The organism is Ensifer sp. EB106-03-01-XG145 (assembly GCF_058792075.1).
In genome coordinates this window covers 1-18,982 of record NZ_JBYTEC010000002.1, presented here as the reverse complement: position 1 = coordinate 18,982, position 18,982 = coordinate 1, and the positions used below count along the sequence as shown (strand labels likewise).

Annotated in this window: 13 protein-coding genes and 3 pseudogenes; 4 read left to right on the top strand and 12 right to left on the bottom strand. The window is 62.7% G+C overall.

Annotation, left to right across the window (positions count from 1 at the left end; translation table 11 throughout):
* Position 1: 1 nt before the first annotated feature.
* The 3 genes from AC3WWH_RS08685 to AC3WWH_RS08675 form a co-directional block, all read right to left on the bottom strand.
* Entirely contained in the window at positions 2 to 1,222 is a 1,221-nt protein-coding gene (locus AC3WWH_RS08685; RefSeq protein ID WP_058322679.1) for an adenylate/guanylate cyclase domain-containing protein, read from the bottom strand.
* A gap of 68 nt (positions 1,223 to 1,290) precedes the next feature.
* Positions 1,291 to 3,357 (bottom strand): FAD-binding oxidoreductase, encoded by a 2,067-nt coding sequence (locus AC3WWH_RS08680; RefSeq protein ID WP_492376909.1) that lies wholly within the window; start codon positions 3,355 to 3,357, stop codon positions 1,291 to 1,293.
* 58 nt (positions 3,358 to 3,415) lie between these two features.
* Positions 3,416 to 4,027: a glutathione S-transferase family protein gene (locus tag AC3WWH_RS08675; protein WP_058322677.1), complete on the bottom strand. Its 612-nt coding sequence runs from the start codon at positions 4,025 to 4,027 to the stop codon at positions 3,416 to 3,418.
* Between the two features lie 146 nt (positions 4,028 to 4,173).
* Here AC3WWH_RS08675 and AC3WWH_RS08670 point away from each other — a divergent pair, with 146 nt between their 5' ends.
* Positions 4,174 to 5,067: a LysR family transcriptional regulator gene (locus AC3WWH_RS08670; protein WP_058322676.1), complete on the top strand. Its 894-nt coding sequence runs from the start codon at positions 4,174 to 4,176 to the stop codon at positions 5,065 to 5,067.
* A gap of 37 nt (positions 5,068 to 5,104) precedes the next feature.
* On the opposite strand, the gene AC3WWH_RS08665 is transcribed toward AC3WWH_RS08670, so the two are convergent.
* The 3 genes from AC3WWH_RS08665 to AC3WWH_RS08655 all read right to left on the bottom strand — a co-directional run bounded on the left by AC3WWH_RS08665 (position 5,105) and on the right by AC3WWH_RS08655 (position 7,870).
* Entirely contained in the window at positions 5,105 to 5,899 is a 795-nt protein-coding gene (locus AC3WWH_RS08665; protein WP_492376908.1) for a LytR/AlgR family response regulator transcription factor, read from the bottom strand.
* Complete coding sequence (locus AC3WWH_RS08660; protein ID WP_058322674.1) at positions 5,896 to 6,990, bottom strand: sensor histidine kinase; 1,095 nt, start codon at positions 6,988 to 6,990, stop codon at positions 5,896 to 5,898. The genes AC3WWH_RS08665 and AC3WWH_RS08660 overlap by 4 nt, the downstream gene beginning before the upstream one ends.
* A gap of 157 nt (positions 6,991 to 7,147) precedes the next feature.
* Positions 7,148 to 7,870, bottom strand: coding sequence for a sensor histidine kinase (locus AC3WWH_RS08655; protein WP_492376907.1), 723 nt, complete (start codon positions 7,868 to 7,870; stop codon positions 7,148 to 7,150).
* Between the two features lie 598 nt (positions 7,871 to 8,468).
* Between AC3WWH_RS08655 and AC3WWH_RS08650 the strand changes: the two genes are divergently transcribed.
* Together AC3WWH_RS08650 and AC3WWH_RS08645 are read left to right on the top strand one after the other, a co-directional pair.
* The gene (locus AC3WWH_RS08650) at positions 8,469 to 11,546 is read left to right on the top strand and encodes an autotransporter family protein (protein ID WP_492376906.1); all 3,078 of its coding nucleotides are present in this window, start codon (positions 8,469 to 8,471) and stop codon (positions 11,544 to 11,546) included.
* A 32-nt stretch (positions 11,547 to 11,578) separates the two neighbouring features.
* A complete protein-coding gene (locus tag AC3WWH_RS08645; protein WP_162752525.1) occupies positions 11,579 to 12,085 on the top strand; it encodes an invasion associated locus B family protein in 507 nt (168 codons plus the stop codon).
* Positions 12,086 to 12,125: 40 nt separating this feature from the next.
* On the opposite strand, the gene AC3WWH_RS08640 is transcribed toward AC3WWH_RS08645, so the two are convergent.
* Entirely contained in the window at positions 12,126 to 13,919 is a 1,794-nt protein-coding gene (locus tag AC3WWH_RS08640; protein WP_113398769.1) for a PAS domain S-box protein, read from the bottom strand.
* 201 nt (positions 13,920 to 14,120) lie between these two features.
* Positions 14,121 to 14,522, bottom strand: a pseudogene (locus AC3WWH_RS08635) (TSUP family transporter); the annotation flags it as partial.
* A 1-nt stretch (position 14,523) separates the two neighbouring features.
* Here AC3WWH_RS08635 and AC3WWH_RS08630 point away from each other — a divergent pair.
* Positions 14,524 to 14,997, top strand: a pseudogene (locus AC3WWH_RS08630) (PLP-dependent aminotransferase family protein); the annotation flags it as partial.
* Positions 14,998 to 15,033: 36 nt separating this feature from the next.
* On the opposite strand, the gene AC3WWH_RS08625 reads toward AC3WWH_RS08630, so the two are convergent.
* The 4 genes and pseudogenes from AC3WWH_RS08625 to AC3WWH_RS08610 all read right to left on the bottom strand — a co-directional run.
* Complete coding sequence (locus tag AC3WWH_RS08625; protein WP_058322669.1) at positions 15,034 to 15,498, bottom strand: MaoC family dehydratase; 465 nt, start codon at positions 15,496 to 15,498, stop codon at positions 15,034 to 15,036.
* Between the two features lie 42 nt (positions 15,499 to 15,540).
* Positions 15,541 to 17,151 (bottom strand): DHA2 family efflux MFS transporter permease subunit, encoded by a 1,611-nt coding sequence (locus AC3WWH_RS08620; RefSeq protein ID WP_082640844.1) that lies wholly within the window; start codon positions 17,149 to 17,151, stop codon positions 15,541 to 15,543.
* Between the two features lie 145 nt (positions 17,152 to 17,296).
* Positions 17,297 to 18,499: an HlyD family secretion protein gene (locus AC3WWH_RS08615; RefSeq protein WP_058322668.1), complete on the bottom strand. Its 1,203-nt coding sequence runs from the start codon at positions 18,497 to 18,499 to the stop codon at positions 17,297 to 17,299.
* A gap of 398 nt (positions 18,500 to 18,897) precedes the next feature.
* A pseudogene (locus AC3WWH_RS08610) lies at positions 18,898 to 18,982 on the bottom strand (hydrolase); the annotation flags it as partial.

Below are 18,982 nucleotides of genomic sequence, written 5' to 3'. Positions count from 1 at the left end.
TTCAATTCACCGGCAGCTCCGGATCCCAGGTGAACAGTTCCTTTGCCCGGGCGATGCCGCGCAGCGCGAAACGACCCAGCGACACCGCATGAACCTGATGTTCCGGCGGGCAGGCCTCGACGAAATCAGAGGACATGATCATGTGCCGCTCCACCGAACGGCACATCGACGAAATGCGGCTCACTTCGTTGACGGCGGGGCCGACGACGGTGAAATCAAGCCGCGTCTGGCTGCCGATATTGCCGTAGAAGACCTCGCCGATATGGAGGCCGAGATAGACGTCGGTCGTCGGCTTGCCCTCCTCTTGCCGGCGTGCGTTGAGCTCGGCCAGCATGCGGCGCAGCTGCCGTTCCGCCGCAATCGCGTTGGCGCAGGCGATTGCCGGATCGTCGGCGTTGAATATCGCAAGCACGCCGTCGCCGATGAGCTTCAGCACGCTGCCGCCGTGGTCGTGAACGGCGGTGATTACCGTGCCCGAATAGTCGTTGAGGAGCGGGATGATCTCGTCGGGGGCGGCGGTGTCCGAGATGCGCGTGTAGCCGCGCAGATCCGAGAACCACATGACCGTTTCGATACGTTCCGCCGAGCCGCGGGCAATGCTGCCCTTGACGACGCGCTGACCGGCGTCGGCGCCGAGATAGACGTCTGCGAGCGTGCTGATGATGCGCACGCATGAGCCGGCCTTCACGGCCAGCGCAAGGGTCGGCAGCAGGATTCTCAGTGCGGCGACATCATCGTCACTGAACCCGCTGTCGCGTCGCGTCGTCCAATAGGAATAGAAACAGTCCATCTCCCCGACACGGCCCTGGTCGGTGAAATGGTGAATCATGCTGATGCAGTCGGTGTGACCTTCATCTTTCAGCTTGTCGATTATGTTGTAGGTGGTGCCTTCATCGGCTGAGAGCCGGATGCGGCGCTCTGCCGCTCGGTCGCGAAGCATGTGGTAGAAGATCGAGTTCTGCCAGTTCAGCAGCGCTTCGCCTGTGGTCGTCGAGCCGTACTGGATGACTTCGGGCGTGACCTCGCTCTCGTCGTTCCACTGGAAGGCGCGGCCCTCAAATTCCGGATGCAATGTGTCGATCAGCCCAAGCGCGCGGGCCAGATCCAGGCCGGCTGCGCGGCATTGCTCGCAGAAGCCGGCAAACAACTCCGGCTCTTCCAGGCCTTTCAGGCCCTGTTCGGAAAGCCAGAGCACGATATCGCGTATCTGTTGGTCGTTCATGGCGCATCCCGCTCGGTCGACGTCGACTGCCTGATGATGTGGTGCATCATCAATAGCCGAACCAGAGCTCAGAGCGAAAGATGCAGTTTGCGTTCCTCGCCTTCCGCCGGAACGGCGCAGCAGATCAGCGCCTCGCCCTCTGCCACCGGGAAGGAGGGCAGCGACGGGTAGGTCACCTTCCCCTCGAGCACCGGCGTTCTGCAGGAGCCGCAACTGCCGTTGCGGCAACCGAACTCGGGCGTCAGCCCGCGCGCTTCGGCGAGATCGAGCAGGTTGCCGTCGCCCGGCTGCCAACTGGTCTCCTTGGCGGATTTCGCGAAGACGACGTGTACGGGAGCGCTGGCGGGCGGTGGCATGATCGGCCCAGCACCGCCATCCGGCCGCCGGGTCAGCGACGAGAGCCCGAAGGCTTCCGCATGGATGCGGGCATCGGCCACATTAAGCCCGCGCAATCCGTCATAGAGCGACTGCGTGAAAGCCGCCGGGCCGCAGAGATAGAAGTCGTAGTCGTCGAAGGGCAGCGTGGACTTGAGGTGGCTGATATCGATCCGGCCGCCGACGTCATAGTCCTGCCCTTCGGTCGCGGTCTCCGGCTGGCTGAGCGCGCGTATGAGGCGGATGTTGCCCTGGCCTTCCTCGACCAGAGCGGCAATCTCCCGCTCGAAGGCGCGTTCGTTTCGGGACCGAGCGGCCTGGAAAAGCCAGGTTGGGCGCGTGCGGCGCTTGCGGCGCCCCTCGTGGACGATGTGCTGCAACATGGCGACCATCGGCGTGATGCCGACGCCGGCGCCGATCAGCACGGCCGGTCGCCGCTCGGTGCCATCGATCGTGAAGCTGCCGGCCGGCGCGCGCGCCTCGATCCGGTCGCCGGGTTTCAGCCCGTGCAGGTATTGCGAGACGGTGCCGTCATTCTTGACACTGATGCGATAGAACGCGTCGGTCGGGGCGGAAGAGAGCGTGTAGCTTCTGACAAGTGCCTTGCCGTCCGCGTCTATCCTCACCCGAATCGGCAGGTGCTGGCCGGCCTGGTGAGCCATGAGACCGACGCCATCGTCCGGCGCGAGGTAGAGCGAGCGGATCGTCGTGCTTTCCTCTTCGACGCGCGCCACGCGGAATGGGCGCCACTCCTCGGCAAGGGCCGCGGCCTGCAGGTGCACCTTCGCCTGTTCCCAGTCACCCGTTGTCAGCAGGCTGGGCGACCAACCGCCATCCTCGAAGGCCCAGCGAAGCGGCAGGCCGTCCTGGCGATAAACGATCTGTTGGGGACGGAACCGCCACAGGCGTTCTGCGCCTTGAAAGGCGGCGACTTCGGGCGACGACAGGATGACCTCGGCGCTGCCGGTCATCTGCAGCATGTCGCCGGTCGCAAAGTCGACGAACAGCAGGCCGGCGCGCGGATTGACCATGAAGTTGCCGAGCGTGTTGAAGAACAGGTTGCCGGAGAAGTCGGGGATCGTCAGAACGTCATCTTCGCCGAGCTCAACGAAGCCGGCCTTTCCGCCGCGATGGGAGACATCGACCTGCCGCTCGCCGGTATCGCGGTCGACATAGGAGGCGACGAAGAAGGTGTCGGCATTGGCGATGATCGCCCGGGCGCGATCGTCGAGGGCCGCGTAACGGATCGGCCGTTCCGATGCCGGTACATATGGATCGCGGGAAAAGGAGAACTGCCGGAGCTGGATATATTGCGGGCAATTGCCGAAGCTCTGGCGCACGCGAATGGTGAAACCGTCGTCGCCGTCGCGCAGGATCGCGCCGTTGAGCCGGTTCCGGCGCCGGGTTTCGAGCTGGATGCCGAGCATGCCGATCGAATGTGCATCGCCCATGCCGGCATCCGCCGGATCATCTGGATCACGGGGCAGCCGTACGTCGAGGTTCCAGGCGTCGGGTGCCTGCATGAAGCCGGGGGCCGCGGCGCGCATCGTCGCCCAGACGTCACCCTGCGCATCGACTGCGCCGAAGACCGCGAAGGTTAGCATCGGGAAAAACTGCTGGTGCTGCTCGGGCATGAAGCTGCGGACGAAATTGCGCCCCGTCGCATCCATGCGCTCGACGACGCCGAGGCTGCGCTGGATGGTGAGTTCGCCTTCGTGCCAGGGAGAGTCCGGCCGTTTCTGTTGTGCATTGTCCGGCATGATCTGAAACCTCGTTGGGGTGAGGCCCGGGGCAGTGTGACCGCCCCGGGCCAGTTCGTCAGGCGGCGAGGCCGACGGCCGTCTTTTCAAAGCCGACGAAGCCGGGCAGGCGCTCGATGCGGGCAAGCCAGGCCCGGACTTGCGGGTAGTCGGATAGATCCACATTACCCTCGGGTGCGGCAGAAACGTAGCTGTAGAGGGAAACGTCGGCGATGGTCGGCCGGGCGCCGAGCAGGAAGTCGCGGCCGCTCAGTTCCGCATCGATCTGCGCCAGCACGCGATGGGCCCGGGCGATAGCCTCTTCCGCCCGCAGGTTGGCACCGAACACGGTGACGAGCCGGGCAGCCGCCGGACCGAAGGCGATGTCGCCGGCAGCAACTGAAAGCCACTTCTGCACCCTGGCGGCCAAAGCCGGATCTTCCGGCAGCCAATCGATGCGGCCGAGCTTCTTGGCGAGATAGACGAGGATGGCGTTGGAGTCGGCAACGACGGTGCCGTCGTCATCGAGGACCGGAACCTGGCCGAACGGGTTGAGCTTCAGGAACTCCGGCTCCTTGTGCGCCCGGGCCTTGAGATCGACGTCGACCAGTTCGTGCGGTACGCCGAGCAGCGACAGGAAGAGCTGAGCCCGGTGCGAGTGGCCGGACAGCGGATGGCGATAGAGTTTCATGGGAGATGTCCCTCGAAGAGCATGAGAACCGTCGCGGCCCTCCGACGGTTCGGGATGAACCGCCTTCGAGATCAATCTATGACTTTCCATTTTTTGGCAGTAGACTGCGGGAACGATAGACTGATTCCCGTTTTTTGGAAGGAAAGATGGATCGCCTCGACGCCATGGGGGTTCTGCTCGCCGTCATCGACAGCGGCAGCCTGTCGGCTGCCTCACGGCAGCTCAAGATGCCGCTTGCCACAGTCAGCCGGAAGGTCTCGGAGCTTGAGGCGCATCTGGGCGCCCAGCTCATCACTCGCACGAACCGCAAGATCCTCTTGACCGAAACCGGCCGCTCCTATGTCGAGGCCGCCAAGGAGATCCTGGCGCGGGTCGAGGAGGCGGAAAGGGTGGCCGCCGGCGAATACAGCGCGGTCAAGGGCGACCTGACGATCTCTGCCCCGATCGTCTTCGGTCGCCTGCACGTTCTTCCCGTCGTCGTGGACTTCCTGAAGGCTCATCCTGAGATCGATATGCGGCTGGCGCTGGGTGACCGGTTTGCCAATCTCGTTGACGACCATATCGACTTGGCACTTCGGATCGGCAACCTTCCCGATAGCAATCTGGTGGCGACCAGGCTCGGCTCAGTCCGCCGCGTGGTCTATGCAAGTCCCGGCTATGTCGCGCAGCACGGCGCGCCCGGGCATCCGAACGAACTCGCCGATCACGACTGCATCACCTTCGAAAACGTCACGGCCGCCCATGTCTGGCGCTTTCTCGACGATGGACGCGAACTGGCGGCGCCGATCCGGTCGCGGTTGATCGTCAACACGGCGGAATCGGCCGTCGATGCCGCCATCTCCGGCCTTGGCCTGACGCGGGTGCTTTCCTATCAGGTAGCGCGTCCCGTCTCGGAAGGGTTGCTCGTTCCGTTGCTGGAGGCGTTCGAACACCCGCCGCTTCCGGTTCAGCTGGTCTATCTCCCGCAGGGCCTCGTGCCGATGAAGCTCAGGGCCTTCGTGGATTTTGCGGTGCCGCGGCTGCGCGGCGTCTTGCGCTAAAGCCGATCCATGGCCCCGGTTTCGGCCCTCAATCCGCTTACGGGCGCTCGCCCGTGGTCGGCCGGATATGGCGCGCATAGGTTCGCCCGACGCGAATTTCGCTGCCGTCGGAGAGAAGGGCGATGAGGGCTGCGAAGGGGGCCTGCTTCAGCCCCACGATACAGTCGCGGCGCACGATCGAGCTGCGGTGAAGCCGCAGAAACTCTGCCGGGTCGAGCCGGCGTTCAAGCGAAGCCAGGCTTTCGTGATGCAGATAGGACCGGCCTTCGATGTGGATGCGGACATAATCGCGCTCCGCCTGGAAACGCACGACCCGGTCGAGCGCGATCCGAACGAATTCTCCGCGGGATTTGATCCAGAGATCGGCCGACTGGGTTTCGTGTTTGCGCAGCGCCTGTCGCAGCGCCCGCACGGTTTCGTTGAGTTCCACCACACGTTCGGTGCTCGTTCGTGCCGCGATCGCCACGCGTGCCCGCTCGATTGCGGTGCGCAGGCGGTTCGCCTCGATCGGCTTGGTGACATAGTCGACGGCAGCCGCCTCGAAGGCGCGAAGCGCATAGTGATCGAAGGCGGTCACGAAGACGACCGCGGGCGCGTTGCTGCCCACGTGCTCCAGGATGTCGAAGCCGGTGCCGCCAGGCATCTGGATATCGAGCAGGATCACGTCCGGCTGCAGCTCGGCGATGAGACTGCAGGCCTGCTGGACATTGCCGGCCGTCCCCAAGACCTCGACCCCTGGCATCGCGCCGAGCAGGCGCAGCAAGCGGCGTCTGGCGAGCGGTTCATCGTCGATGATGAGGATCGAAAGGGAGATTGTCTGGATTTCGTTCATGCAAGCCTCAGGGGCATTGTAATTGCGGCTCTGAAACGCCTGGGCGTCACGAGCCCGGATACACAGGCCCCGACCCCCGGAAACCGCGCCTGGACGCGATCGGCGACATTCTTGAGGCCGATCCCAGTGCCGGAGGACTGGCGCCGCCCACTATCGGTCTCCGCGGCGATATCGTTCTCGACGGCAATCTCGAGCGACTGACCGACCTTGGCGGCGCTGATGACGATCTCGACCTGTTCAGGCGAGCGGCCAACGCCGTGTTTGACCGCGTTCTCGACCAGGGGTTGCAGGATCAGGCTTGGCACCAGTGCCTCTTCCAGGCCGCTGGCAATGTCCATCCTGAGTTTCATCCGGTCGGAATAGCGCTCGCCTTCGATGTGAAGGTAGCCGGCTTGCAAGGCCAGTTCATCCGCAAGCCTCACGTCGTGCAAAGGATCGAGCTCCAGGGTCGTACGCAGAAAGTTGGAAAGCGACATCACCATGCGGGTCGCGGCAACGGTCTGCCCTTCCTCGATCAGCCCGGTGATGGAGTTCAGCGTATTGAACAGGAAATGCGGATTGACCTGGTATCGCAGCGCGCGCATTTGCGCGGCCAATGCTTCCTCGCGCGAGATCGCCAGTCGCCGTTCGCGCTCACGCAGCTCGAAGCTGTAGAGCAGCGCGACGAAGAAGAACGACCACCCGACGAAGGTCGCCATGCTGTAGACGAGCGTGTAACCGGTATTCGTCCAGTCGACCGCGATCGGGTCGGGACGCACGAATAAAACATAGAGCAGGAAGTCGATGCCGGTATTGGCAAAGGCGGCAATGAGAGAGGTCGAGAATCCAACGACGATCTTGGTGGCGATGTGCCGGTGCCTGACGCGAAACATCGTCGCCGCGATACCGTAGGAAAGAACCATGCCACAGGACATCAGCAGCAATTTGCCGGGGGCAGACACGATCGGATCGATCCCGAGTATACCCCACAGGATACTGCTGATGAGGAATTCCACGAACCAGTAGAGAAAACCGAGCCAGAGCGTCGCGCGCCGCATGCTACCGATATAGGCGCTTTCGTCCACTGATTTGGCTTCATCCTCTGGTTTCATTCCATTTTTATGGTTCAAGCGGGCGCCGATGTCGATTGCCGTTCGTCGGCGATTTCAAGCGGTTTGCAGAAAGCCGCGGCGCTTCCGGCGCGATTCTGTGCCGTTTGCGGAATGCGGGTGCCTGTTGGCTTTGCCGGCTTGCCGTTTCGAAGGCGGCTTAGGGTCCAGCTATCCGCAGGGGCATGGTGATTGATGCGCGAAAACGTTGCGGCGCCACGAGCCCGGATATGAAGGCGCCCGTCTCCGGGAACCGTGCGTTGATGCGGTCGGCGACGTTCTTGAGCCCCGTACCGGTGCCGGTTGGCTTTTTGGCGCTCAACCGCGGCCCGGCCGTCAGGTCGTTTTCGACCGAAAGCTCGAGGGTTTCGCCACGTCGCGCGGCCGTGATGAGGATCTCGACCGCGCCGACCGAACAGCCGACACCATGTTTCACGGCGTTCTCGATCAGCGGCTGGAGTATGAGGCTCGGCACCAGCGCCTGCTCAAGCCCGGGTGCGATGTCGAGTTTGACCCGCATACGGTCGGAGAAGCGCTCGCCCTCTATGTTCAGATAGCCGAGCTGCAGCGCCAGTTCGTCGGCCAGACAGACGTCCTGCATCGGGTCGAGTTCGAGCGTGGTGCGCAGGAAAGAAGAAAGCGAAAGCACCATGCGCCCGGCCACCGTCGAAGCCCCCTCTTCGATCAGACCGGTAATCGAATTCAAGGTGTTGAACAGGAAATGCGGATTGACCTGGTAGCGCAGCGCCCGCATCTGCGCCGCCAGTGCCTCCTCCCGCGTCACGGCGAGGCGGCGCTCGCGCTCGCGCAACTCGAAATTGGCGAGAAGCGCGATGTAGAGAAACGCCCATCCGTGGCATACAGTAGATGATGGTGTAGCCAACATTGGTCCGGTTGATGTCGCCCGGGTCGCCATGTTCGATCAGTCCGTGGCAGAGGAAGTCGACGCCGGCATTGATGGCCGCCGCCACGAGCGACAGGGCGGAGCCGAGCAGAAGCTTGAAGAGAATGGACCTCTCTCTAAAGTGAAAGAGGATAGCTGCCATTGCATAGGACATCAGCGTCCCGTTCAACATCAGGATCAGGGTGATCGGCGCGATCTTGATCGGGTCGTATCCGAGGATCGCCCACAACGCGCTGCTGATGACGAACTGCAGGAATTGGTAGAGGAAGCCGAAGGAGAGCGTTGTCCGGCGAACGCCCGCGACATACTCTGCTTCATCCGCCGAAATCGTGCCATTTGTTCGCGCCATGCAAGGCTTTATCCGCGAAGTCGGCACGCTTGTCGATCGACGGTCGTCGGCGAAATCAAGCCGTTTGCAGAAAGCCACAGCCCTTCAGCGCTGCAATTTGCCGTTTGCAGAAAGCCGAATTCTCCCCCTTCGCGGGCTTGCTATAGCCGGCCCATGACCGCGCTTTCCCGGCGTCACCGTTCGCCTGGGAGTTGTGCGCCCATCGATGCAAAGGAAAAGGGGCAGACATTGAATATCTGTGCAAAGGCGGACGTTTCGAGGATCAACCTTCTGAGTTCGACAGCGCTAGGGCGCGTCGGTCTCGTCTCGATGATGCTGGCGGCGGTGCCGCTCGTGCCGTCGCCGGCAAAAGCGGCCGGACTGCTTGTTCCAAACGATGAGACTTGGTCCAGCGATCATACGATCAACGGCAATCTCGTGATCCGCGGCGGCCCCGCTGGCGCGACCCTGACCATCAACAACGGCGCCGTCGTCAAGAGCCTCAACGGCTACATCGCCGACGGGAAAGGCAGTGTAGGTACGGTCGTGGTCTCCGGTTCCGGGTCGAGCTGGGACATTGTCGATGCCAATCCGAACGGTTACCGCGTGCTTTATGTCGGCGGTTTTGAGGGTGGGATCTATGGCGGCAAGGGCAAGCTGATCGTCGAGAACGGCGGCAAGGTATCGGCCAAGGAGACCCATGTCGGCGCTCTGCAGGAGGGCGACGGAACGCTCGTGGTGCGCGGCGCCGGCTCCATGCTTGCCACCGACTATCTGGGTGTCGCCGACGGCGCCCTGACGCTCAACACGGCTGCGGTCAGGATCGAGAACGGCGGCCTCGTCAACTCCAAGACGGCTTACTTCGAAAACGGCACGGTTCTGGTGACCGGTGAAAATTCGCGTTGGATCAACACGGGCGAGCTCACGGTCGGCGACAGCCTCACGATCGAAAACGGCGCCGTGGTCTCGACCTACACTGCTGTCTTGCGCGAGGATGAGAGCGTCGACACCATTCAGATCTATGTCGATGGCGCAGGCAGCGAATTCAAGGTCGCCGACAAGCTGACGATCGGCGAAGCAGGAAGGGTCAACCTTTCCGTGGCCAACGGCGCCAAGCTTTCGGCTGGCGGCGGCATCGTGCTTTCCGATATCGGTGGCATAAGCAACGAAGGCATGGGCAACCTGACGATTGGCGGCAAGGTCGACCTGAACAATATCGCTGAGCCACGTGCTCGGCAGGCGCAGGCGGCAGGCACGGTCGATCCGTCGACGAAGATCGATTTTGGCCCGCGGAAGGGCTACGTCAATTTCAACCACACGAACACGGGTTATGAGTTTGCCAACACGCTCGCCGGCAAGGGTACGATCAGCAATTTCTCCGGGGAAACCATCGTCAACGGTGACCTTACGAAATTCAACGGCAAGGTGAACGTTTCCGGTGGCAAGCTGGTTCTGAAGAGCAACCTCGACACGATCGATAACGACCCGGATAACGGCCCCCTGGACTACAGCGAGACCCGGTTCGAAGTGACCGGTGGCACGCTCATCGTCGATGGTGAGACGGGACGGGTACAGGGTGATCGCTTCTATACCAATGAGGTGAACGTGTTCGGCGAGATGAACCGCATCCGCGATCCGAACTCGACCTCTTTCGGTAGGCTCGGCGGCTCCGGCACGGTTGGCGACACGTATATCGACTCCAAGGCGATCATTTCGCCCGGCAACAATTCCACCGGCACGCTGACGGTCATGGGCCGACTGGATATGGCGACCGGTTCGATCTACGAGGCGGATGTTGCCGGTGACGGCCGTTCCGACAGGATCGTCGTCAAGAGCATTGGCACCAACGAAAACTCCGGTATCGCCAAGATCGGCAGCGGCACGAATGTCCAGGTGACCGCCCTCGACCCCAACACGAGCTACAAGACAGGGCAGACCTATACGATCCTGACAGCCGACCGTGCTATTGAAGGAAAGTTTGCCGAGGCTATCTCAAAATCGGCGTTCCTTGAGGTCTCGCTTGACCAGAAGGAGAAGCAGGTCGACCTCAAGATCAAGGTCAAGAACGGCGGTACGAAGCCAGGCGAAGAGCCGAAACCTGGCGAAGAACCCAAGCCCGGTGAACCGAAACCAGGCGAGCCGAAGCCCACCGAGCCCGGCGTCTTCGAAGGCGAGGCTGCGACCGGCAACCAGCGGCAGACGGCACTTGCGCTCAACACACTTGCCCAGAGTGGCCCATCGCTCGGGCTCTACAATGCGCTGACCATCCTCGACGGCGACGCGGCACGTCGTGCCTTCGACCAACTGTCCGGCGAAGTCCATGCTTCGGCGCAGACCGCGCTGATCAACGACAGCAGCCTGCTGCGCAATGCCGCCAACAACCGCATTCGCGACGCTTTCGGCGATGTCGGCGCCGCGAGCGTTCCGGTTCTTGCTTACGGCCCTGAGGACAAGATCACGACCGGTGCCGTCGCCGCCGTCAACGCCGTTCCCGCCGCGCCGCCGGCGATGGTCGGCTGGGGCCAGGTGTTCGGCTCCTGGACCAATACCGACGGCAACGGTAACGCCGGCAGCCTCGATCAGTCGACGGGCGGTTTCGTCACTGGCTTCGATGCGGCAGTCTCGGACAATGCGTTGATCGGCATCATGGCCGGCCACAGCCGGACGAACTTCGACGTCGACAGCCGAGCCTCCAGCGGTGACAGCGACAACTACCACCTGGGCGTCTATAGCGGCGGTCGCTGGAGCGATGTCGCGCTCCGGTCCGGTCTCGCCTACACTTGGCATTCGATCAACACGTCGCGCAGTGTTGCCTTCCCGGGCTTCACCGATCAGCTGAAGGCCGACTATGATGCTGGGACGTTCCAGGCGTTCGGCGAAGTCGGCTACCGCATCGACTTGCCTGATGTGGCGCTCGAGCCCTTTGCGAACCTCGCCTATGTCAGCCTGCACACCGACGGCTTCACCGAGCGCGGTGCCGCGGCCGCCCTGTCGAGCAAGAGCAACACGACCGACACGACGTTTACGACGCTCGGTCTGCGCGCTTCCGCTCCGCTCAGCCTCGGCGCGACAGATGCGAAGGTGCGCGGCATGCTCGGCTGGCAACACGCCTTTGGCGACACGACGCCGTTCTCGACCATGGCCTTCGGCACGGGCAGCGCCTTCTCGGTTGCCGGTACGCCGATTGCCGAAGACGCGGCGATCATCGAAGCCGGCATCGATTTCGCGCTGACCGGCAATGCCAGCCTTGGCGTCACATACACCGGACAGTTCGGCTCCGGCACGACGCAGAATGCGGTCGATGCCAAGCTTGATGTGCGCTTCTGATGCGCCGGCTCGTCTGGCTATCGACAGTGTTGATGGCGACTTTCGTCGCCATCACGCCGCTTTACGGAGAGGACGCGGCGGCCGGGAAGGTTGCCGCGCCCTCTCAGCTTTCTGAAACCTATGAGGACTGGAGCGTCGCCTGCGCCGAGGCCGACGGCAAAAAGCATTGCATCCTGTCGCAACAGCAGTTTCACAAGAGTGGCCAGCACGTGCTGACGCTCGAACTTCGGCCGGCTGAAAACGCCGGTCTGGCGGGGAGCCTCGCGCTTCCCTTCGGCCTCTACCTGGAAAAGGGCGTAACCCTCGGCGTCGATGAGGCGACCGGCGGCAAGCCAACGCCCTTCCGCACCTGCCTGCCCATCGGCTGCATCGTGTCGTTGACGTTTACCGAGGGGACGGTCGCATTGCTGCGCAGCGGAACGGCCCTGAAGATCGGTGCCTTTGCGAGCGATACGGAAAAGAACGTGACGTTCTCAGTGTCGCTCAAGGGATTTGCCGCAGCATTGGATCGTGTGCTTGCGCTCTCGGGCAAGGCGTAAGCCGCTACCGGGCGCGATGCTTTTTGTTACCAAAGCGCCGTTAGGGTGCGGTGGGTTTGTCCCACCCACTTTGCAGGGCCGCGTCGACCGAGCACACCAGGCCCGTGGGATGGTAGCTGATCTCCACCTGGCCATTCAGTTCGGCAGCCAACAGCGTTTGAATCAGGCGCGAGCCGAATCCTTTGCGCGATGGCTGCTTTACCAACGGCCCGCCGGATTCCTGCCAGCGCAGCGTCAGACGGGTCGGCGTGCCGGTCTGGAGCGACCACGTGATGGAGACCCGCCCGTTCCCGGTCGAAAGTGCGCCGTATTTGGCGGCGTTGGTGGCGAGCTCATGCAGCGCAAGGGATAGCGACACGACCATGCGCGGCGGAACCTGGATCTGCGGACCGGAAACGACGAACTTCTCCTGCGAGTAGGGAGAGATCGCCTGGTTGATGATCGCTTTCAACTCCGCCCGTTCCCAGTTTCCATGGGTCAGCAGGTCGTGCGCCCGTGCCATCGAAACCAGCCGCGCTTCAAAAGCCTGCACCTCTTCGGCGTCCGTGCTGTCGCTGCGACCGAGCGTCTGCCGGGCAATGGCCAGGACGGTTGCAAGCACGTTCTTGACCCGGTGGTTCAGTTCACCGACCAGGACGGTCTGCAGGCGCTCGGCCTCCTTCCGCACGGTTATGTCGTGGGCCAGTTTCGAAGCGCCGACGATGCTGCCATAGGCGTCGTAGATCGGCGAAACGCTGAGCAGGACATCGACGCTTCGACCGTCCTTATGGAGCCGTTTGGTCTCATATGGCTCGACCTTGAGACCCGCGCTGACCTGCCTGAGGATCGCGGGTTCTTCGTCAATTCGGTCTTCGGGAACCAGCGTCATGACGGAGCGGCCGACCATTTCCTCGGCCGAATAGCCGTAGAGCCTCTCCGCCCCAGAATTCCAGGTCGTGATCCTCATCCTGAGATCGATGCCGAGAATGGCGTCGTTGGAGGATGCGATAATGGCCGCAAGGCGACGTTCGACCTCTTGGGCCCGCTTGCGTTCGGTGATGTCGACGATGACGGCGGCCGCCTGCCGAAAACTGCCACGCTCGTTGTGAAGTGCTGAGACCGAGTTCGTTACCCAGACAAGACTGCCATCCTTGCGCAAATAACGTTTCTCGATTTCGTAGCTCTGGCCGGTGCTCGCCATCGCCTTGAACAGCCGGGCGCTTTCGGCGACGTCTTCGGGAAACGTGATGTCGTGCATCCGCATCGTCAGCAGTTCGGTCTCGGTATAGCCGACGATTTCGCAGAAACGATTGTTGACCAGGAGGAAGCGGCCCGTCAGGTCCATCTGGCAGATGCCGGCGGCCGACTGCGAGAAAATGGCGCGAAGCCGCTCTTCGTTGGCTTGCAGCGCGCCCTCGAATTTCACGCGTTCCGTCGTTTCGTTGACGATGCAGAACACGCCCCGAACCTTCTGTTCCTCGTCCCGGACGGGCGAATAGGAAATATCGAAGTAAACAGTTTCGGGATAACCGTGTCGCTCGATGTAGAAGGGACGGTCTTTCGCGACCACCGTCTCGCCACGTTCCAGCACGCGTCGCAGCAGAGGTTCGAGGTCGCTCCAGAGTTCACCCCAGTTTTCACGCGCCGGGCGCCCCAGTGCGCGAGGGTGCTTGTCTCCGATGGTCGGCGCATAGGCGTCGTTGTAGAGCGCCACGAATTCTTCGCCCCAGAACATCACGATCTGCGCCTGCGCCGGCAACATGATGTCGACCGCCGCCACCAGACATGGCGGCCAAGCCTCCATGGGGCCGAGCGGGCTGTCGTCCCAGCGGTAAGACTGGATCAACCGACCCATCTCTCCCGCTGCCGTGAAAGGGGCGCTGCTGGGCAGGGTGAGGTACCTCGCTTGAATGGCCAGAGCACTTCAACCCTTTGAGAAACTTAGGTCAATATGCAAAGTGAAAAGCTTTGCAGGCGCAGCTTGCGCATTATGCCTATGGCGCGAGATGTTGCTCGGTCGCAAGCATCTTCTTTGGGCAGGTTGGCGATGCGGCGGTTAAACGAGAAAGCCGGAAACGCCGTCCCATAGCAGTTTCAGCGCCACCAGGACCAGTAATCCATAGCAGGCGCGATAGACCTGCCGTTGGTCGAGAATACCCTGGAGCCGCCAGCCCAGCGTAACGCCGCTTGGAATGGCGAGCAGGCAAATCGCCATCAGCACTGCGAGATCGGCGTTTGGCTTCGCCAGCAACAGCCACGGCAGGGCCTTGGTTGCATTGCCAACGGTAAAGAAAAGGCTCGTCGTTCCCGCGTAGACCTCCTTGTTGAGACCGAGCGGCAGCAGATACATCGCCAGCGGCGGTCCGCCCGAGTGTGCGACCATCGTGGTTATGCCCGAGGCGAGACCGGCAGAAATCGCCTTCGGGGTCGAGCGTGGGCGCGCCGTCACCTCTGCGCCGCCCGGCCTGGCGCTCGGCTTCATCGTGCCGCCCGAGCGGCTACGGGAAAGTGTGATCGCCTCTGTGCGTTCGGGTGGATGGACCGCGACGGGATTTGCCTTTGCGGCGGCCGAGCGGATGATGGCCGATGGCACCGTTGCCGCGCTCATGACGATGAAACGCCTTGATGCGCAGGCGCGGCAGAAGCTGGCCGCCGCTCATCTCCAGGGCTTCGAGGTCAAGGCCAACCCGAAGTGCTACCATCTCTGGCTGACGCTGCCGGCGCATTGGCGTTCGCAGACGTTTGTTGCGGCTGCCGCCAGGCGCGACATTGCATTGACCCCGTCGACGACCTTTGCCATCACGCCGGGCCACGCGCCCAACGCGGTCCGGCTCGCGCTGGCCAGTCCGGCAATGGATCAGCTCGACATTGGCCTCAGCACGCTTGCAGCGCTGCTGAACTCTCGGGAGGACGATTTCGTCTCGACGGAATGAACGTCGCCGCCGCTGCATATTCGGGCTAAATCGGCGTCAACCCGCCGCTTTCCGCTGGAGGACGAGTTTGGCCTTGAGGTTCTGCACCACTTCCCCGTGCTGGTTGATGGTGCTGCTGAGAACGACGGCGATGCCTCGATCAGGCTTCGAGCGGGAAGGTATGATCTCCACGACTTCGCTTTCCACATGCAGCGTGTCCCCGGGGCGCGTCGGAGCCGGCCAGTTGAGTTCTCCGCCTGCGCCAATGAGACCACCGGCAAATGGCAGGCCCGTCTCGACATTGAGACGCATCGTGATGGCGGCGGTGTGCCATCCGCTTGCAGCCAGACCCCCAAAGAGCGTGTCCTTGGCCTTCGCCTCGTCGATGTGAAAAGGCTGCGGGTCGAACTGCATAGCGAAAGCCTTGATCTGTGCTTCGTCGATCGTGTGGGTCCCGCTTGTAAAGCGTTGGCCCACAAAGAGGTCGTCCAGAAAGAGACGACCGGGCGTCGAACTGTTCATAACCTGCCTCCTCTGAGTGCACGTCTTTTGACCTGCAGACATTCAATGGGCGCCGCCCGCACCTGCGCCGCCAAGCTGGATCTTCCGGGTGAAAAGCAGGGCGATGGCGGCGAGCGCCAACACAGTGCCGATCACCGCGAAGGTATCACTGAACCCCAGGATAAGCGCCTGTCGGTGAACCGTCGCGCCGATCACGGCGATCGCCTTGTGTTGTGCAACCGCGACGTCGGATACACCATGGGTCATGAAGTGCTGGGTCAGATCGCTGATGCGGTCACGGACCTCGTCGCGGGAAAGCGTGACGGACTGGCCGATGATGTTGGAATGGAACTGCTCCCGCTTGGTCAACACGGTCGCGAGCGTGGCCGTTCCAACCGCGCCGCCGAGATTGCGCAACATGTTCGACAGGCCGGAGGCGGCGGCCGCGTCGCCAGGCGCGATGCCGGCGGTCGTGATCACCGTGATCGGCGTCAGCACCAGTGCCTGGCCGATGGCGCGCACGATATTGGGCACGAAGAACTGGTCGCCGGCGCTGTCGAGCGAGAGTGTCGTGTTCATGAAACAACTGACTGCGAAGATACTGATGCCGACGAAGCCGACGTAGCGCGCGTCGAACCGCTTCATCAGTGCCGGCACGAGCGGAATGATGAGGAGCTGCGGCAAGCCGGTCCAGGCGAGCACGAAGCCGATCTGCTCGGCATTGTAGCGCTGCACCTGACCCAGATACTGCGGCAGGATGTAGACGGTGCCGAACAGCGCCACGCCGACCAGCACATTGACGAGAACGCCGACGCCGAAGTTGCGCTGCTTGAGCAGGCGTAGCTTGACCAGCGGCTTTTCGACCTTGAGCTCGATGATGACGAAGGCGGTCAGAAACACGGCTGCGATCAAGGCGAGCTTGACGATGAACGGCGACTGGAACCAGTCGTCCTTGTTGCCTTCCTCAAGCACGGTCTGTAGAGCCGAGAGCCCGATCGCCATGGTTACGATGCCGGCCCAGTCGCCCTCTTTGAGCAAGGACAATTGCATCGGCTTCTTCTCGAGCGTGAAGTAGAGCGCAACCACCATGATGATGCTTGGGGGCGTGTTGACGAAGAAGATCGACTGCCAGCCGTAGTTCTCGGTGAGGTAGCCGCCGATCGTCGGGCCGATCGCCGGCGCGAAGGTGACGGACAGGGCGAAGAGTGCCAATCCGAACGGCTGCTGCGTCTTGGGCAACCGGGTCAGGATCATCGTGAAAGCCATGGGGATGAGCACGCCGCCCGCAACGCCTTGCAGACCGCGCAGCACGATCATCGAGCCGAGGTCATGGGCGAAGGCGCAAGCCGCGGAAAAGATCGGGAACAGGATCGCATTTGCCAGGATATAGCGCCGGAACGAGAAGACGCGGCTGAAGTAGTCGGTAAGGGGGATCACCACGATCTCGCCGATCAGGTAGGAGGTCGATATCCAGGCGCCATTGTCGACGCCGGTGCCGATCCCGCCCTCGATGTCGAGCAGCGAGGCGTTGGTGATCTGGATGTTCAGGATCGCCATGAAGGCACCGATCAGGCCGGCGAGCACCGCGATCCATGCCGTCGTGCTCGCTTTTTCAGATGGCGCGGCAGCGGCTGGCAGCGTGCCGGGCGTAACCGCTTCAGCAATGATGGACATAACACCCTCCTGCCTTGTGGTGAGATGGGCGCCTAATCGCCCCCTAGAGCATCCCGCTCTCAAGTGGAATCACTGGAAGCGGAAAGATGCTCTAGATTCAAAATTCTAGAGCGTCCTTTGTGCGTGCACTTGAACGCACGGCGCTCTAGTAGATCTTGTCCGACTTTGACGCGACCTCAGTCGCCGTCGGGTTGGTGTCGATGGTCGGGTAGACTGACATGCCGGGCCGCAAGGTCACCGATCGTGGGGTTCCGCGGTCGAGCACGATCTTGACCGGGATGCGCTGCACCACCTTGGTGAAGTTCCCCGTCGCATTGTCCGGCGGCAGCAACGCAAATTCCTGGCCGCTCGCCGGCGCGATGCTGTCGACGTGACCCTCGAAGACCTGCCCCGGGAAGGTGTCCACTTCGACCGTCACCTTCTGGCCGGGAAAGACGTCGGTGAGCTGGGTCTCCTTGTAGTTGGCGACGATGTAAGCCGCCTCCGTCGGGACGACCGCCATCAGTTGAGTGCCGGCCTGCACATATTGACCGACCCGCAGGGTGCGGTTGCCGATCACCCCATCGATGGGGGCGGCAAGAGCGGTGTAGGAGAGATTCAGGCGGGCCTGGTCCTGCGCCGCCTTGGCGCTGTCGAGTGCCGCCTTCGCCTGGGCGACCTCGGCCCTGATCACGTCGAGCTGCTTGGTTTCATTGGCCAGTGCCGCCGTGTCACGCGTTACCGCTGCACGGGCGGCTGTGATGCGCGAGGCCGCCTGCTGGGCATTCTGGATGGTGCCGAAGCCCTGTCTGGCGAGCTCGGAGTAACGCTTGTCATCCTGCTCGGCAAAGGTCTGGTCGGCCTTGTCGGCCTCGACAGTCGCTCTTGCCGCGTCGATCGCGGATTGCTGAGCCACCAGGGCCGACTGCTTGTTGGCGATGTTCGCTTCGGCTGCCTCGACCTCGGCCATGGCCCGTTCGAGGCTCACCTTGAAATCGCGGTCGTCGATGCGGGCGAGGATCTGTCCTGTCTTTACCCGTTCGTTGTCGGCCACGAGCACCTCGGCGATATGGCCGGAGACCTTGGGTGCAATCGTCGTGCTGTCAGCCTTCACATAGGCGTCGTCGGTCGACACCTGGAAGCGGCCTGTCGTCCAGTACCCCCACCCGAAATCGGCAGCGGCCGCCACGGCCGCGACGGCCACGGAGGCGAAGAGCAGGCCGCGCAGCCACCGCTTCCTTGGCATGTTCGCCGCTGGCGCTACGGCAGGCGGGATCGCAGGCAGTTCCTCCGGGAGCCGGATGGTCGGCATTGTCTCCGCGGTCGGCGAGGGGTTTTCGATGATGGCGATTGGCGTGTGCTGGTTCATGGCCGGTTCCTTTCCCCGGTGTGGCGGGGCGGTCCAAAACGCCGTTCGCCAAATTAGGAAAACCATTGCTTTCTAAAATGCGCGCGAGGAGTTGAATTGTCAATCGAATTTGGAAAGCAGTTGCATTCCTTAATGCCAAAGTCGCAATCGAGCGCCCGCGACGGGGCTTGCGACACGAGGTGACCCAAGCTGGATCACCACCCGAAAGGTCAACGTCCTGCTGGCGCGCGATCCCTGGCCGCAGAACCAGGGCGGGCTTGCGCCCCAGATGGCGCGCGCGAGCTTCCTGCTTCTTCCTCTGAGATGACATCGCATAAACGGAGAGGCCGGCCCCCTGCGGGGCCGGCCTTGCCATTCATGCCGAAGCGATTACTAATTTTCGCTGGTCGCGCTGGGGATCACTTTGCCGGGTTGGGGCCGATCGTCTTGCCGTGGCGGACGCGTTCGTCACCCTTGTGAACCATGGTGACGGCGTAATCGATG

Bases quoted from the DNA above. Each gene is read 5' to 3' on its own strand.
- AC3WWH_RS08685 (WP_058322679.1), bottom strand. From the start codon at position 1,222: ATGAACGACCAACAGATACGCGATATCGTGCTCTGGCTTTCCGAACAG.
- AC3WWH_RS08680 (WP_492376909.1), bottom strand. From the start codon at position 3,357: ATGCCGGACAATGCACAACAGAAACGGCCGGACTCTCCCTGGCACGAA.
- AC3WWH_RS08675 (WP_058322677.1), bottom strand. From the start codon at position 4,027: ATGAAACTCTATCGCCATCCGCTGTCCGGCCACTCGCACCGGGCTCAG.
- AC3WWH_RS08670 (WP_058322676.1), top strand. From the start codon at position 4,174: ATGGATCGCCTCGACGCCATGGGGGTTCTGCTCGCCGTCATCGACAGC.
- AC3WWH_RS08665 (WP_492376908.1), bottom strand. From the start codon at position 5,899: ATGAACGAAATCCAGACAATCTCCCTTTCGATCCTCATCATCGACGAT.
- AC3WWH_RS08660 (WP_058322674.1), bottom strand. From the start codon at position 6,990: ATGAAACCAGAGGATGAAGCCAAATCAGTGGACGAAAGCGCCTATATC.
- AC3WWH_RS08645 (WP_162752525.1), top strand. From the start codon at position 11,579: ATGGCGACTTTCGTCGCCATCACGCCGCTTTACGGAGAGGACGCGGCG.
- AC3WWH_RS08640 (WP_113398769.1), bottom strand. From the start codon at position 13,919: ATGGGTCGGTTGATCCAGTCTTACCGCTGGGACGACAGCCCGCTCGGC.
- AC3WWH_RS08625 (WP_058322669.1), bottom strand. From the start codon at position 15,498: ATGAACAGTTCGACGCCCGGTCGTCTCTTTCTGGACGACCTCTTTGTG.
- AC3WWH_RS08620 (WP_082640844.1), bottom strand. From the start codon at position 17,151: ATGTCCATCATTGCTGAAGCGGTTACGCCCGGCACGCTGCCAGCCGCT.
- AC3WWH_RS08615 (WP_058322668.1), bottom strand. From the start codon at position 18,499: ATGAACCAGCACACGCCAATCGCCATCATCGAAAACCCCTCGCCGACC.